The organism is Bacteroides sp. 41_26, from assembly GCF_949740115.1.
Classification (GTDB): domain Bacteria; phylum Bacteroidota; class Bacteroidia; order Bacteroidales; family Bacteroidaceae; genus Bacteroides; species Bacteroides nordii.
In genome coordinates this window covers 36,730-50,816 of record NZ_CATJGZ010000087.1, presented here as the reverse complement: position 1 = coordinate 50,816, position 14,087 = coordinate 36,730, and the positions used below count along the sequence as shown (strand labels likewise).

Annotated in this window: 11 protein-coding genes; 8 read left to right on the top strand and 3 right to left on the bottom strand. The window is 38.6% G+C overall.

The window, feature by feature from the left end:
* Positions 1–14: 14 nt before the first annotated feature.
* From QX565_RS13155 to QX565_RS13145, 3 genes are all read left to right on the top strand, one after another.
* Positions 15–1,871, top strand: coding sequence for a sodium:solute symporter family protein (locus tag QX565_RS13155; protein ID WP_007482848.1), 1,857 nt, complete (start codon positions 15–17; stop codon positions 1,869–1,871).
* A 24-nt stretch (positions 1,872–1,895) separates the two neighbouring features.
* Entirely contained in the window at positions 1,896–4,331 is a 2,436-nt protein-coding gene (locus QX565_RS13150) for a glycoside hydrolase family 94 protein (protein WP_007482846.1), read from the top strand.
* A gap of 231 nt (positions 4,332–4,562) precedes the next feature.
* The gene (locus QX565_RS13145) at positions 4,563–5,396 is read left to right on the top strand and encodes a DUF4886 domain-containing protein (RefSeq protein WP_007482844.1); all 834 of its coding nucleotides are present in this window, start codon (positions 4,563–4,565) and stop codon (positions 5,394–5,396) included.
* An 82-nt stretch (positions 5,397–5,478) separates the two neighbouring features.
* Here QX565_RS13145 and QX565_RS13140 read toward each other — a convergent pair whose 3' ends face one another.
* The 3 genes from QX565_RS13140 to xerD form a co-directional block, all read right to left on the bottom strand.
* Entirely contained in the window at positions 5,479–6,510 is a 1,032-nt protein-coding gene (locus QX565_RS13140; RefSeq protein WP_007482842.1) for a TlpA disulfide reductase family protein, read from the bottom strand.
* 109 nt (positions 6,511–6,619) lie between these two features.
* Positions 6,620–8,308 (bottom strand): tetratricopeptide repeat protein, encoded by a 1,689-nt coding sequence (locus QX565_RS13135; RefSeq protein ID WP_007482840.1) that lies wholly within the window; start codon positions 8,306–8,308, stop codon positions 6,620–6,622.
* Between the two features lie 143 nt (positions 8,309–8,451).
* Positions 8,452–9,399, bottom strand: a complete 948-nt coding sequence (gene xerD, locus QX565_RS13130; RefSeq protein ID WP_007482838.1) for a site-specific tyrosine recombinase XerD — start codon at positions 9,397–9,399, stop codon at positions 8,452–8,454.
* 145 nt (positions 9,400–9,544) lie between these two features.
* On the opposite strand from xerD, the gene aroQ reads away from it, so the two are divergent.
* The 5 genes from aroQ to QX565_RS13105 all read left to right on the top strand — a co-directional run bounded on the left by aroQ (position 9,545) and on the right by QX565_RS13105 (position 13,986).
* Positions 9,545–9,958 carry a type II 3-dehydroquinate dehydratase gene (gene aroQ, locus QX565_RS13125; protein WP_007482836.1) on the top strand — a complete coding sequence of 138 codons (414 nt, stop codon included), beginning with the start codon at positions 9,545–9,547 and terminating at the stop codon, positions 9,956–9,958.
* Between the two features lie 98 nt (positions 9,959–10,056).
* Positions 10,057–11,514 carry a pyruvate kinase gene (pyk, locus tag QX565_RS13120; protein WP_007482835.1) on the top strand — a complete coding sequence of 486 codons (1,458 nt, stop codon included), beginning with the start codon at positions 10,057–10,059 and terminating at the stop codon, positions 11,512–11,514.
* A gap of 109 nt (positions 11,515–11,623) precedes the next feature.
* Entirely contained in the window at positions 11,624–12,256 is a 633-nt protein-coding gene (locus QX565_RS13115) for an O-methyltransferase (protein ID WP_007482832.1), read from the top strand.
* 162 nt (positions 12,257–12,418) lie between these two features.
* On the top strand, positions 12,419–12,751 hold the full coding sequence (rbfA, locus tag QX565_RS13110) for a 30S ribosome-binding factor RbfA (protein ID WP_002558310.1): 333 nt from the start codon (positions 12,419–12,421) through the stop codon (positions 12,749–12,751).
* Positions 12,748–13,986 carry an FtsX-like permease family protein gene (locus QX565_RS13105; protein ID WP_007482830.1) on the top strand — a complete coding sequence of 413 codons (1,239 nt, stop codon included), beginning with the start codon at positions 12,748–12,750 and terminating at the stop codon, positions 13,984–13,986. Before rbfA ends, QX565_RS13105 begins: the two co-directional genes overlap by 4 nt.
* Positions 13,987–14,087: the final 101 nt, after the last annotated feature.

Genomic DNA, 14,087 nt, shown 5'->3' with positions numbered 1-14,087 from the left:
TAAAAATAAATTTAATGGATTATCATTCTTTTCTTTCTTGTATTGATTTTACTATTGTTGCCGTTTACTTGGGGGTATTGGTCTTTATAGGATTTCATTTGAAGCGTCGTGCATCTCAGAATCTGGAATCATATTTGTTGGGGGGTAAACATATCCCATGGTATTTGCTGGGATTATCTAATGCCTCTGGTATGTTTGATATTTCTGGTACTGTATGGCTGGTTGGTATAACTATTGTATATGGACTTAAGAGTATTTATATACCTTGGCTTTGGCCTGTTTTTAACCAAATATTTCTGATGGTTTATTTATCGGCTTGGTTACGTCGTTCCAATTGTACGACAGGAGCAGAGTGGATTCGCTTTCGTTTCGGAACGGATAATGGTGCTGTGACTTCTCATTGGATTATTGTTGTGTTTGCTATTTTGGTTGGACTGGGCATGTTGGCTTACGGTTTTATTGGTATGGGTAAATTTGTGGAGATATTTATGCCATTAAAAAGCGTCTTTCCTTTTTTGTCTTTTCTTCCTGATACATATATTCCTCATGTCTGGGGTGTTATTTTTACTCTGTTTGCAGTATTCTATGCTTTGATGGGTGGAATGATGAGTATTGTTTGGGCAGATGTGGCACAATACATCATTATGGGTTTAGCTTCCGTGGCTGTAGCTATTATTGCGATATTGCATTTAGATATCATTGAGTTTTCTTCTTGGTTACCAAATAGTTGGTTTTCTCCGTGGTTTGGGCAAGAGTTAAATATGACTTGGACAGGTAAGTTTGTTGAGTTTAACAATAAAATAGGTAGTGATGGTTACCAGCTTTTCAGCCTTTTCTTTGGATTAGTTCTTTTGAAAGGTGTGTTAGCTAGTGTTGCTGGCCCGGCTCCTACTTATGATATGCAAAAAATACTGTCAACTCGTTCTCCTCGTGAAGCAGCTTTGATGAGTGGCTCGGTCACATTGGTATTGATGCCGGTTCGTTATATAATGATTACAGGCTTTGCTATATTAGGGCTTATTTTGTTTAATCAGATACAGGGGCAAATTACTACTCCTGCCGGTGTGATTGATTTTGAGTTAGTTCTTCCGGCAGTAATTAATCACCCTTGGATTCCAGCTGGAATAACTGGGTTGATTCTTGCAGGATTACTGGCTGCATTTATGTCTACTTTTGCAGGAACTTTAAATGCAGTTCAGGCATATATTGTTAATGATATTTATATAAAGTATTTTAAGAAAGATGCGACACCCAGACAAGCCAATCGTGCAAATATTGTTGTGGGTTTAATTGTTGTTGTTGTCAGTATTTGTTTTGGAGTATTAGCACAAGATGTGAATAGTGTGTTACAATGGGTTACTAGTGCATTGTATGGTAGCTATATTGCGGCGAATATCTTAAAATGGCATTGGTGGAGATTTAATGGACGTGGTTTTGCCTTAGGTATGGCTGCAGGCATGATTCCGGCATTGATTCTTCCGATAGTTCCTTACTTTGACGGAGTGTTACCTTTATACTATTTTCCGATTATTTTTATTTGCTCTATTGTTGGATGTGTATGGGGAACTTATTCAGTACCTCCTACCGATTTAGAGGTTTTGAAGGAGTTTTATAAAACAACTCGTCCATGGGGAATTTGGAAGCCTATTGATGTACTTGTTAAAGCTGAAACTCCTGATTTTAAGGAAAATTCTGATTGCTGTAGAGATCTTATTAATGTTGGAGTTGGGATTATCTGGCAGACAGCTCTGGTGGCGGCGTCGATTTATCTCGTTTTACAGCAATTCATTTATTTTATTGTAGCAGTTATTATTGTTATAATTACTTCAGTAATATTAAAAAGGAATTGGTTTAATAAACTGGAAAATTGAATTTAATAAATAATATTACAGATTATGAAATTTGGATTTTTTGATGACGATAAGCGTGAATATGTGATTACAAACCCACGAACTCCATGGCCATGGATTAACTATTTAGGAACAGAAGATTTCTTTAGCTTGATTTCTAATACAGGAGGCGGATATACGTTTTGTAAGGATGCAAGATATAGGCGTATTACACGATATCGTTATAATAATGTACCAATAGACGACGGAGGGAAATATTTTTATATCAATGATGGGGAAAATATATGGAGTCCGGGTTGGAAACCTTGTAAAACAGAGTTGGATAAATATATTTGCAGGCATGGGTTGAATTATACGGTTATTACCGGGGCTAAAAATGGTCTCGAGGTAGAGATCTTGTATATGGTACCATTGCATACATGGGCAGAAGTTCAGAAAGTTACGTTGAAGAATACAACAAATCAAATAAAACGATTTAAAGTATTTTCGTTTGTTGAATGGTGTCTGTGGAATGCTCAAAGTGATATGGAAAATTTCCAGCGTAATCTTTCATTAGGTGAGGTGGAGGTAGAAAACTCAATTCTATTTCATAAAACAGAGTATAGAGAACGACGGAATCATTATTCTTATTATTCGGTGAATGTACCTATAAATGGTTTTGAAACGGATCGTGAATCATTTTTAGGAATGTACAATGGTTTTGATCAACCTCAGGCGGTAACTCAAGGAAGGGCATGTAACAGCATAGCACATGGTTGGTCGCCAATAGCGTCTCATTATATTGAAATTGAGTTGGGACCGGGAGAGTTAAAAGATTTGATCTTTGTTTTAGGATACGTTGAAAATGGTGAAAGTGAGAAGTGGGACGAGGAACAGAAACTAAATAAAAAGTGTGCATATGAAGTAATTGATAGATTTAATACTGTTGATTCTGTAGACCGAGCTTTTAATGAATTAAAAGAGTATTGGGACTATTTGTTGAGTGCATATGTACTGGAATCACTGGATCCGAAACTTAACCGAATGGTGAATATCTGGAATCAGTACCAGTGCATGATAACTTTCTGCTTTTCTCGTTCTGCCTCATATTTTGAGAGTGGTATAGGGCGTGGCATGGGGTTTAGAGATTCTAATCAAGACTTGATTGGCTTTGTTCATCAGATACCAGAACGAGCTCGTCAGCGTATTATTGATATTGCATCGACACAATTTTCTGATGGTGGTTGTTATCACCAGTATCAACCTCTGACGAAGAAAGGAAATAATGAGATAGGACAAGGGTTTAATGATGATCCTATGTGGCTGATTTTTGGCACTATACATTACTTAAAGGAAACGGGTGATTTTTCCATCTTACATGAACAGGTTCCTTTTGATAATCAGAAAGGATCGGAAGCTTCACTCTTCTTCCATCTTCAAGTTTCTTTTGAGCATATTGTGAATAATTTAGGGCCTCATGGTTTGCCTTTAATAGGGCGGGCGGACTGGAATGATTGTTTAAATTTGAATTGTTTCTCAAGTAATCCGGATGAGAGTTTTCAAACTACGGAAAATAAATCGGAGGGTACAAAAGCTGAGAGTTTAATGATAGCTGGATTGTTTGTAATGTATGGACGAGAATATGCAAGACTGTGTAAGATATTAAATAAGAATATTGAGGCAGAAAAGGCATACAAACATGTGGATGAGATGGTAAAGGCGGTGATGAAATATGGATGGGATGGCAATTGGTTTTTACGGGCCTATGATTATTGGGGGCGGAAGATCGGTTCGGAGGAGAATGAAGAAGGGAAAATCTTTATAGAATCGAATGGTTGGTGTGCAATGGCTCAGATCGGATTGGAAGAGGGAATGGTGGAAAAAGCTTTGGATGCGGTGAAAGAAAGATTGGATTGCCAGTATGGTATAGTATTGAACAACCCGGCTTTTTCAAAGTACTATAAAGAGTATGGGGAAATATCGACTTATCCTGAAGGATACAAGGAAAATGCTGGAATATTTTGTCATAACAATCCATGGATTATGATAGGTGAAACCATTCGTGGACGTGGAGATAACGCTTGGGAATATTATAAAAAAATATGCCCAGCTTATCTTGAGAGTATCAGTGAACTTCATAAAATGGAACCTTATGTTTACTCTCAAATGATAGCAGGAAAAGATGCTTATAAACCTGGTGAGGCGAAAAACTCATGGTTAACAGGAACAGCTTCTTGGAATTATTTTGCCATAACGCAATATATTTTAGGTATTCGGCCAGAGTATGACGGTCTGTTGATTGATCCGTGCATACCTTCTTCATGGCGTAAATTTAGGGTGAAACGCAGATTTAGGGGAGCTATTTATGATATCGTAATAAATAATCCAAAAGGAAAAATGAAAGGAGTTAAGCAAATTATAGTGGACGGTGAAAAACTTGAAGGTTCTTTCATTCCAGCGATGTTAGCCGGTAGTACTTATAAAGTTGAGGTAATAATGTAGTATTTATAAAATGAATAAACATGAGAAAGAAAATGGATGTTCGGAGAAGGGGGGATGAATTCGGGAGGAAAGGGAGGTAGTCATTGTTAATAGTATTGTGTCTGCTAGAATCTATGTTAGCGATGTAAAAAGAAGGGGATTTTTATTGTTATATGTATAGGTGTAGCATTCCCCTTTTTTATAAATTGTTGATGTTACTAATTTGATGTTGAATTAAAAAAAGTGAATCTGATGAAAATCTTGAAACTGCTATTTTGGGTTTCTCTGTTGCCCTTTGTATCTGTACAAGGTAGAATAATAAAGGTTTTGGCTATTGGGAATAGCTTTTCTGAAGATGCTGTTGAGCAGAATCTGTATGAATTGGCTGTTGGTGGTGGGGATACATTGATTATTGGAAATATTTATCGTCCTGGGCAAAGTCTACAGTCACATTGGAAAATGGCTATTTCAGAAGAAGCTTTCGAGTATAGAAAAATTGAGAATGGAAAGAAAACGAATGTTCATAAGAAAATGCATGAGTGTATTACAGATGAAAACTGGGATTATATTACATTCCAGCAAGCCAGTTATGATTCAGGATTACTGGAATCTTATGAACCCTGGTTATCTAATTTGTTGGAATATGTAAGGAGATATATTACTAATTCTACTGTAAAAATAGGGTTACATCAAACTTGGGCTTACGCTCAGAACTCGACTCATTCTGGATTCTCTGTATATGGTAACAGTCAAATAGACATGTACCAAGCTATCGTAACGGCTGTTTCCATAGTAGCTCAACGTCATGCTAATGAGATAGCGTTTGTGGTACCTTCAGGAACTGCTATTCAGAATTTGCGTAACACTTTTGTTGGAGATACTCTTTGTCGTGATGGTTATCATTTGAGTTTGGGATTAGGACGTTATACTGCGGCATGTACTTGGCTTGAGATAATAACCGGACAGAATCCCGAAACGAGCTCTTATAGTCCTTCTTCATTGACAGAGCAAGAGGTTTTGTTAGCAAGAAAAGCAGCGCATACAGCTGTCCTTTATCCCTATGCTTCTGTTAGGATTGATGAATAGGGATTTTAATATGGTACTGTTCACTATTTTGTGTAGATAGAAGGCACTCTCCATAATATTGTGGACAGTGCCTTGGAAAACGTTATTTCTTTTCCTTCTTTAGTGCTTTCTCAATTTCATGGCTCAGACTGTCTGTTGGGATATCTCTTGCAAGTATCCTGCCGCCCGGAGATACAAATATATTGGTTGGTAATTTCAGTATGGCATATTGTTTGGCAGTCTCCAGATTCCACCCAGTAAAGGTACATACCTGTTCCCAGGTTAGTGTATCCTGCTTTATCTTATTTTTCCAGTCTTCTTTATTTATGTCGAACGAAATACCTAATATGCCAAACTCTTTGTTCTTTTTATACTTATTGTTTATCTTGCGCAGTTCCACATTTGTAGAATCACACTCTTCGCACCAGGATGCCCAGAAATTGATGAGCATATATTTGTCTTTGAACTTATCTAAGCGTGTTACTTTTTCTCCTTTTTGATTGGGAAGGCTGAAGAAAGGAGCTGTCTTGCCTTCATTCACTTTTTCTATTTGGGTGATATTTTCGGTCAACTGTCCAATGGAAGGTTTATCTTGAAGTACTCCTGCCATCACATCAATCAGCTCTTTTATCTTTTTAAAGTCAGGAGTCTCCTTTTGTACAAAATACTTGTCCAGCAGATAAATGCTGACGAAAGAATTGTTGTGCTGGCGGATAAATTCTTCTGCTTTTGCTTCGAGCATTTTTTCGGAGGGTATGCCCGGCCCTTGCAGCGTTGCCTGGAAGGCAGAGAACTCTTCATTATAAATATTTCCCTCAATATTCAGGTGGTCCAGGTTGTTTGCATTCCCTTGTACCTTGATTTTCTCTTTTTTATCAAGAAAAATCGGATACTCTGTTTCCCCTTTCAAGAGTAGCATGGCTGTGGTGATGGTGTCTATTTTTAATGAATGAGAGAACTTGTCTCCTTTCACATATATAGTATCTATATGCTGGTAGAGCCCGTCGATGCCGTATAAATAGATTGTATCGTTTCCCAGTCCTTTTATTTCTCCGGTTATGCTTGTTGTATCTGCATTTTTCTTGCAGCCTGTCAGGCAGATTATCAGGATGAGCAGGATATTTATTTTCTTCATTTTTACATCTTTTCTGCGAAAGTACGGGTTTTATGGATAAAAAAAAAGAATTGCTCACCATAAATGGTGAGCAACTCCTTTTTTTTCAAATAAAAAACGAAGGATTCGTTTATTTGATAATATTCATAAAGTCTGAGTTAACGAAGTATTTTGCGAACTCAAGATCAGTTGCAGCTTTCTTAGCTAATGAAGAGTCTTTAGCAACTGCGCTTTTCAGACTGCTTGTTAACATAGAAAGATTGTTAGTTCTTGCACCTAATACAGCCATCAGATAGTCTGTGTAAGCATCCGGTTTTTCTACACCAGCCAATGTGTTTTTAGCTTTGTTGTAGTCCTTAGCCAGGATCTGAGCAAGAGCAGCACTATTTGTCTTAGCGTCACCGAATGAGTTTACAGCTCTTTCATACTGACCCTGTGCAATGTACAGGTTACCCATTGTTTCGCCCAGTTCTTTAGCACCAGAAGCCTTACCTAAGTAAGATTCAGCAGCGCTCTTATCACCTTTAGCCAAAGCTACAAGACCTAAGTTCATGTTAACTTCAGGAGCAGCCTGAATGTTAGCAGCTTTCTTCAGGTATGATTCAGCTTTGTCAATGTTACCAGCCTGATAAGCCAATTTACCAAGGTTGTTGAATGCACGGTAGTCATTCGGGAACAACTCAGTAGCTTTTGTGTAGATTACTTCTTTCTTACCATTGTCATTAGTCAGCGTTGCAGCATACAACAATTCTTCCAAAGTCAGTTCTTTAGGATTAGAAGAAGCCAAAGAAGCGATTTCGTCGTCAGACTTACCAATAATTTCATAATTCAAAGTCAAACGAGAACGACGCAATTGTGGCAGGATTTCGTCAGCCAAAGTTTTGTAAACAGAAGAGATGTTTTTGATTTCTTGTTCTCTTTGTTCAGGATCCTGATACATAGAGAGTACGCGAAGGATCAATTCTTTGTCCTGGATGTTTGATTTAGAAACCAGTTCCTGGAAACCTTCCCAGTCCTGAGCTGTGTATTTAGCATCGATAGCTGCATCGATCTTAGCTTTCTTAAGGTCTTTGCTCAACATCTTAGTAGTGTTGTCTTCACGGTTTTCGGCCAGCTTAGTGTTCAAACCTACACCACCATCAGGAGATGCATAAGCAGAAACTTCAATGTTGCTGATTTTTTTGTTAGCAGCATCGTTTACGTTAGCTACTTCCTTGTTGAATTCTTTAGCAGTCTTCAATTCGCTTGCACGAATGTTAGCCTGTTGGATAAGGAACATAATGTTAGCATTGTGTTTCTCTTTGATGATACGTTGGAAAGCGTCGTCACCGTTAGCAGGGTTAGCACTTTGCAGCGTGTTTTCAATCAATTCTGAAGTAGAAATCACACCATCAGCAATTTTCACAGCAGGGATAGCTACTGTCTTGTTGCCGATTTTAGCATTGAATTCAAGGTACAATTCAGACTTAGCCATTTCAGGAACATAGTCAAATGAAGTTTTCATCGTGTAGTTACCACCCATCTTGTAAGAGATAGTCTGGTCGTTACCTTCAACTTTTTCACCTTGGAATACTGCAGGTTGGCCTTTAACTTCGCCACCATTCCATCTTAAAACCGGAGTTACTTCTACAACGGCTTTCTTTTTGAAATACTTTTCAGGAAACTTTCCGTTGATAGTTACAGGAACTTTACCACCCACTGCTTCCAACACCTGCGGAGTTGTAGTAAAGTAGTCAGATGATAATTCACCCATTTTGCTGCAAGACGAAAATGCAACAATCAATGCCATAAGGAAAGGCAAATAAAGCTTCTTAATCATTTTAGGTATAAATTAAATGTTTGTAATTGAAATATTCGTCCATTCATGCCTTTTCCATTTAACCCGGAAAAAGTAACGCAAAGATATTAAATATTAAGATATATATATAGCTAAAGTATTGTTTTTATTATAATTTAATGAAATCAGCCTTTCTTTTCTTGACGATATTTAATATTACGCGGGTGATGCTCTATTATTTCACTCCGTAACATGTTCCGATCGATGTGAGTATATATCTCCGTAGTGGCAATGGATTCATGACCAAGCATACATTGAATAGCTCGTAAATTGGCTCCTCCTTCCAGCAAATGAGTGGCAAATGAATGACGAAATGTATGCGGACTGATATTCTTGGTGATACCGCTTATCTGTGCGAGTTCCTTGATGAGGTGGAAGACCATAATACGGGATATGTTTTTACCCCATCGGGCCAGAAAAACAAAATCCTCATATTCTTTTTTTATTTTTCCCCGGTTCCGGTCAATAAAATATAGTTGTATCTCTTTAATAGCTCGTGGAGAAATCGGTACCAGACGTTGTTTGCTGCCTTTACCTTCTACTTTGATAAAACCTTCATCAAAATAAAGATCGGAAAGCTTTAAATTGGTCAGCTCGGATACGCGTAAACCGCAGCTATACAAGGTTTCCAGCATGGCACGGTTGCGCTGGCCTTCGTTTTTACTAAGGTCTATGGCTGAGATGATGGTATCAATTTCTTCAACTGTTAGTACCTCTGGTATTTTAAAGCCAATTTTGGGGCCTTCAAGCAGTTCGCTGGGATCGGCTTCTATATAGTCGGCCATAATGAGAAAGTGGAAGAAAGATTTGATACCTGAAATAATTCGTGCCTGCGAACGTGGGTGAATACCAATATCATGCAGTCCGGCAGAGAAGCGTTCCAGATCGTTCAGACAAACATCCAGAACTCCGGTATTCTCTGCTTGCAGGAAGTTGAGTAGCTTACTCAGATCGGTCATGTAAGCATCCTGCGTATTTTTAGACAGAGACTTCTCCAACTTTAGATATTGTTGGTACTTTTTGATTATCTGCTCTTGTGTATCCTTCTTCTCGGTTTTTTCGTTTATTTTCATTTCTTTTTTCTACCTTTGCTCCGCGAAGATAGGTTGCACCTCAGCAAAATACAAATAAATTTGCTTCTACATTCGGTTTGCGCTATCTTTGCACCCTGAAATAATGTTCCCGAGACAAAGGTATTAAAATTAGTAGGATTGTGTTATGAGGATACAAATTATTAATGGCCCCAATATTAATCTGCTGGGCAAGCGTGAACCTTCCATATATGGTAGTGTTACATTCGAAGACTATCTGGCTGAACTCCGCAAAGCGTATAAGGATATAGAAATTAACTATTTTCAATCGAATATTGAGGGAGAAATGATTGACTGCATTCAGCAGGCGGGTTTTGAAGCAGATGGTATTATTTTGAATGCGGGGGCATATACACATACGTCTATTGCTTTACAAGATGCTATTCGTGCGGTGACTGCTCCGGTAATTGAAGTACATATTTCTAATGTACACAGTCGTGAAGATTTTCGTCATGTGTCTATGATTGCATGTGCCTGTAAAGGAGTCATTTGTGGTTTTGGGCTCAATTCATACCGTCTGGCCCTTGAGGCTTTAAGATAATAATGTGAGAATAAAATAGATTCATATAATTAATGTGTAAATAAGCCGGAGGACAATTGGCATATGGGCACATTATCAAAATTAAATAATTATTTAAGATGTTGCTGAAACAGACTAAAATCGTAGCTTCCATCTCAGACAGACGCTGCGACGTAGACTTTATAAAACAGTTGTTTGATGCCGGAATGAACGTTGTTCGTATGAATACCGCGCATGCCAGCCGTGAAGGTTTTGAAGCTTTGATAGCTAATGTACGTGCCGTTTCCAACCGTATTGCCATCCTGATGGATACCAAAGGGCCGGAAGTACGAACTACTGCTAATGCCGAACCTATTCCTTTTCAGATTGGAGAGAAAGTGAAGATTGTTGGTAACCCTGACTTGGAAACAACCCGCGAATGTATTGCTGTTTCATATCCCAATTTTGTACATGATCTGAATATCGGTGGAACGATTCTTATTGATGATGGTGATCTTGAACTTCGTGTGATTGATAAAACAACTGACTATTTGCTTTGTGAAGTGCAAAATGAGGCTGTCCTGGGTAGTCGTAAAAGTGTGAATGTTCCGGGGGTGCGAATCAACCTGCCTTCGTTGACAGAGAAAGACCGTAATAATATATTGTATGCTATAGAGAAGGATATCGATTTTATAGCACATTCGTTTGTACGTAACAAGCAGGATGTGCTTGATATTCGTACCATTCTTGATGAGCATAATAGTGATATTAAAATTATTGCCAAGATTGAAAATCAGGAAGGTGTTGATAATATCGATGAAATCCTTGAAGTGGCTGATGGTGTGATGGTAGCGCGTGGTGATCTGGGTATTGAAGTACCGCAGGAACGTATTCCGGGTATCCAGCGTACACTGATTCGTAAGTGCGTGTTGGCAAAGAAGCCGGTTATTGTAGCTACACAGATGCTTCACACTATGATTAATAATCCGCGTCCGACTCGTGCGGAGGTAACTGATATTGCTAATGCTATCTATTATCGTACTGATGCTTTGATGCTGAGCGGTGAAACGGCTTATGGTAAATATCCGGTAGAAGCCGTGAAAACGATGACTGCTATTGCCGCACAAGCTGAAAAAGATAAACTGGAAGAGAACGATATCCGCATTCCGTTGGATGAAAATAGTAATGATGTGACTGCATTCCTTGCCAAGCAAGCTGTGAAAGCTACAGCCAAGCTGAAGATGCGTGCTATTATTACTGATAGTTATAGTGGACGTACTGCCCGTAACCTTGCTGCTTTCCGTGGTAAATATCCTGTGCTGGCCATTTGTTACAAGGAGAAAACCATGCGTCATCTGGCTCTTTCTTATGGGGTGGAAGCGATCTATATGCCCGAATTGGCTAATGGACAGGAGTATTACTTTGCTGCACTACGCCGTCTGTTGAAAGAAGGACGTTTGTGTCCTTCGGATATGGTAGGTTATTTGAGTAGTGGTAAAGCGGGAACCCAAACTTCTTTCCTTGAAATCAACGTTGTGGAAGATGCTTTGAAACACGCTGAAGAAACGGTACTGCCTAATAAGAACAGATATTTATAATTTATAATTGGACGATTTACAATTTACGATTGAAATCACTTCTGATAAACAAGAGTTATTTCAATCGTAAATTGTAAATCGTCCAATCGTAAATCCTTTTTCTCTTTCTATGGATACTATAGACGATTACATCCTGAGCCATATAGATGATGAAGGCGATTATCTGAAAGCCTTGTATCGTGACACACATGTTAAACTACTTCGTCCTCGTATGGCTTCCGGCCATTTGCAGGGAAGAATGTTGAAGATGTTTGTCGAGATGATTCGCCCCCGGCAGATACTTGAAATAGGTACGTATAGTGGTTATTCTGCTCTTTGCCTGGCCGAGGGACTTCCGGAAGGAGGAATGCTTCATACATTTGAGATTAATGATGAACAAGAGGATTTTACACGTCCCTGGCTGGAAGGATCGGCTTATGCTGATAAAATAAAGTTCTATATCGGTGATGCCCTTGAACTTGTTCCCGGATTGGGTATTGTGTTTGATCTTGCCTTTATAGATGGGGATAAGCGTAAATATATCGAATATTACGAAATGACGCTTGCACATCTTTCCGCCGGAGGTTATATTATAGCTGATAATACTTTATGGGACGGTCATGTTCTGGAAGAGCATCCGCATAGTAACGATTATCAAACAATTGGTATTAAAGCGTTCAATGATCTTGTGGCAAAAGATACAAGGGTAGAGAAGGTGATACTTCCTTTGCGGGATGGGCTGACGATTATTCGCAAGAAATAGTGCTAACTTAGTGGGTATGCTATTTCGATAATGAAAACTAAAAATATCATATAAATAGCCTGTCAAGCGATATATTTCTGTAACTTTGTGTTTTATATGAGTAGGTGAAGGTCGCCTGCTCAATATGAATAATTACATTTAATAAACCTGATAAATAACTTTATGGAAACAACCAGACAGAATAAGATATCCCGTTTGTTGCAAAAAGAATTGAGTGAAATCTTCTTGTTACAAACTAAGGCGATGCCCGGTATACTGGTGTCGGTAAGTGCAGTTCGTATTAGTCCTGATATGAGTATAGCGCGTGTATACCTTAGTATTTTTCCTTCTGAAAAGGGAGAAGAGATGGTAAAAAATATCAATAACAACATGAAATCTATCCGGTATGAGCTCGGAACGCGGGTTCGTCACCAGTTGCGTATCATTCCCGAACTGAAATTCTTTGTGGATGATTCATTGGATTATATAGAAAAGATAGATTCTCTTTTGAAGTGAACCTGCCCTTTTATATAGCCCGGCGCTATCTCTTTTCAAAGAAGAAGCACAATGCCATCAATATTATTTCCGGCATATCAGTATGTGGGGTAGCACTTGCTACGCTGGCGCTTGTCTGTACACTTTCTGTATTTAACGGTTTCCAGGATATGGTGGCCAGCTTTTTTACAGCGTTCGATCCGGAACTGAAGATTAGTATTCGGGAAGGTAAGGTTTTCGATGGACAAGACGAACGCATACAAGCGATTCGTGCCTTGCCGGAAGTTGTTGTATTCACCGAAACGCTGGAAGAAAATGCGATGGTACAGTATAAAGACCGTCAGACAATGGCTGTAATAAAAGGGGTGGAAGATAACTTTGAGGATCTTACGTCTATTGACAGCATTCTTTATGGGGCAGGGGATTTTCTACTTCATGATTCCATAGTAGATTATGCTGTGATGGGTATCGAACTGGTTTCGACGCTGGGTACAGGTATACAGTTTGTTGATCCGTTGCAGATTTATACCCCTAAGCGGAATGCTAAGGTGAATATGGCAAATCCTTCTGCTTCTTTTAATATGGAGTATCTTTTTTCTCCGGGTACTGTCTTTGTGGTCAATCAGCAAAAGTATGATAGCCGTTATATTCTTACTTCCCTTGATTTTGTGCGTCGGATGCTTGATTATACAACCGAAGTCTCTGCTATTGAATTGAAATTAAGTCCTGGTGTAAGTGCCTCTTCCGCCAAATCAAAGATTGCATCGATATTGGGTGATGACTTTGTTGTGCAAGATCGCTATGAGCAACAAGAAGACGTATTTCGGATTATGGAGATAGAGAAATTGATTTCATATCTTTTTCTCACGTTTATTTTGATGATTGCCTGTTTTAATGTAATAGGTTCTCTTTCTATGTTGATTCTTGATAAGAAAGAGGATGTTGTGACTTTGCGCAATTTGGGAGCGGATGATCGTTTGATTTCCAGAATATTTCTTTTTGAAGGGCGTCTGATTTCTCTTTTTGGTGCTATATCCGGTATTGTATTGGGATTGATTCTCTGTTTGATACAACAAAAATTTGGTATTATCTCTTTAGGTGGTGGAGGAAACTTTCTGGTGGATGCCTATCCGGTCAGTGTACATTTTTGGGATGTAGTGTTGGTGTTTGTAACGGTATTTGCCGTTGGCTTTCTTTCGGTGTGGTATCCGGTGCGTTATCTTAGTAAACGATTGCTCTCTTCAGGAGGGAAATAATAAATAACGATGTCTGTCAAATGACTTCTACATAAAAAATAGCGCCCCATATAATTTAGTACTAAATTATATGGGGTGCCTAAAAAGGATTCTTTCTTTTC

What these genes read in the sequence shown, in the direction of transcription:
- aroQ (WP_007482836.1), top strand. Translation starts at nt 9,545, where the DNA reads ATGAGGATACAAATTATTAATGGCCCCAATATTAATCTGCTGGGCAAG.
- QX565_RS13145 (WP_007482844.1), top strand. Translation starts at nt 4,563, where the DNA reads ATGAAAATCTTGAAACTGCTATTTTGGGTTTCTCTGTTGCCCTTTGTA.
- QX565_RS13115 (WP_007482832.1), top strand. Translation starts at nt 11,624, where the DNA reads ATGGATACTATAGACGATTACATCCTGAGCCATATAGATGATGAAGGC.
- xerD (WP_007482838.1), bottom strand. Translation starts at nt 9,399, where the DNA reads ATGAAAATAAACGAAAAAACCGAGAAGAAGGATACACAAGAGCAGATA.
- QX565_RS13135 (WP_007482840.1), bottom strand. Translation starts at nt 8,308, where the DNA reads ATGATTAAGAAGCTTTATTTGCCTTTCCTTATGGCATTGATTGTTGCA.
- rbfA (WP_002558310.1), top strand. Translation starts at nt 12,419, where the DNA reads ATGGAAACAACCAGACAGAATAAGATATCCCGTTTGTTGCAAAAAGAA.
- pyk (WP_007482835.1), top strand. Translation starts at nt 10,057, where the DNA reads ATGTTGCTGAAACAGACTAAAATCGTAGCTTCCATCTCAGACAGACGC.
- QX565_RS13140 (WP_007482842.1), bottom strand. Translation starts at nt 6,510, where the DNA reads ATGAAGAAAATAAATATCCTGCTCATCCTGATAATCTGCCTGACAGGC.
- QX565_RS13150 (WP_007482846.1), top strand. Translation starts at nt 1,896, where the DNA reads ATGAAATTTGGATTTTTTGATGACGATAAGCGTGAATATGTGATTACA.
- QX565_RS13155 (WP_007482848.1), top strand. Translation starts at nt 15, where the DNA reads ATGGATTATCATTCTTTTCTTTCTTGTATTGATTTTACTATTGTTGCC.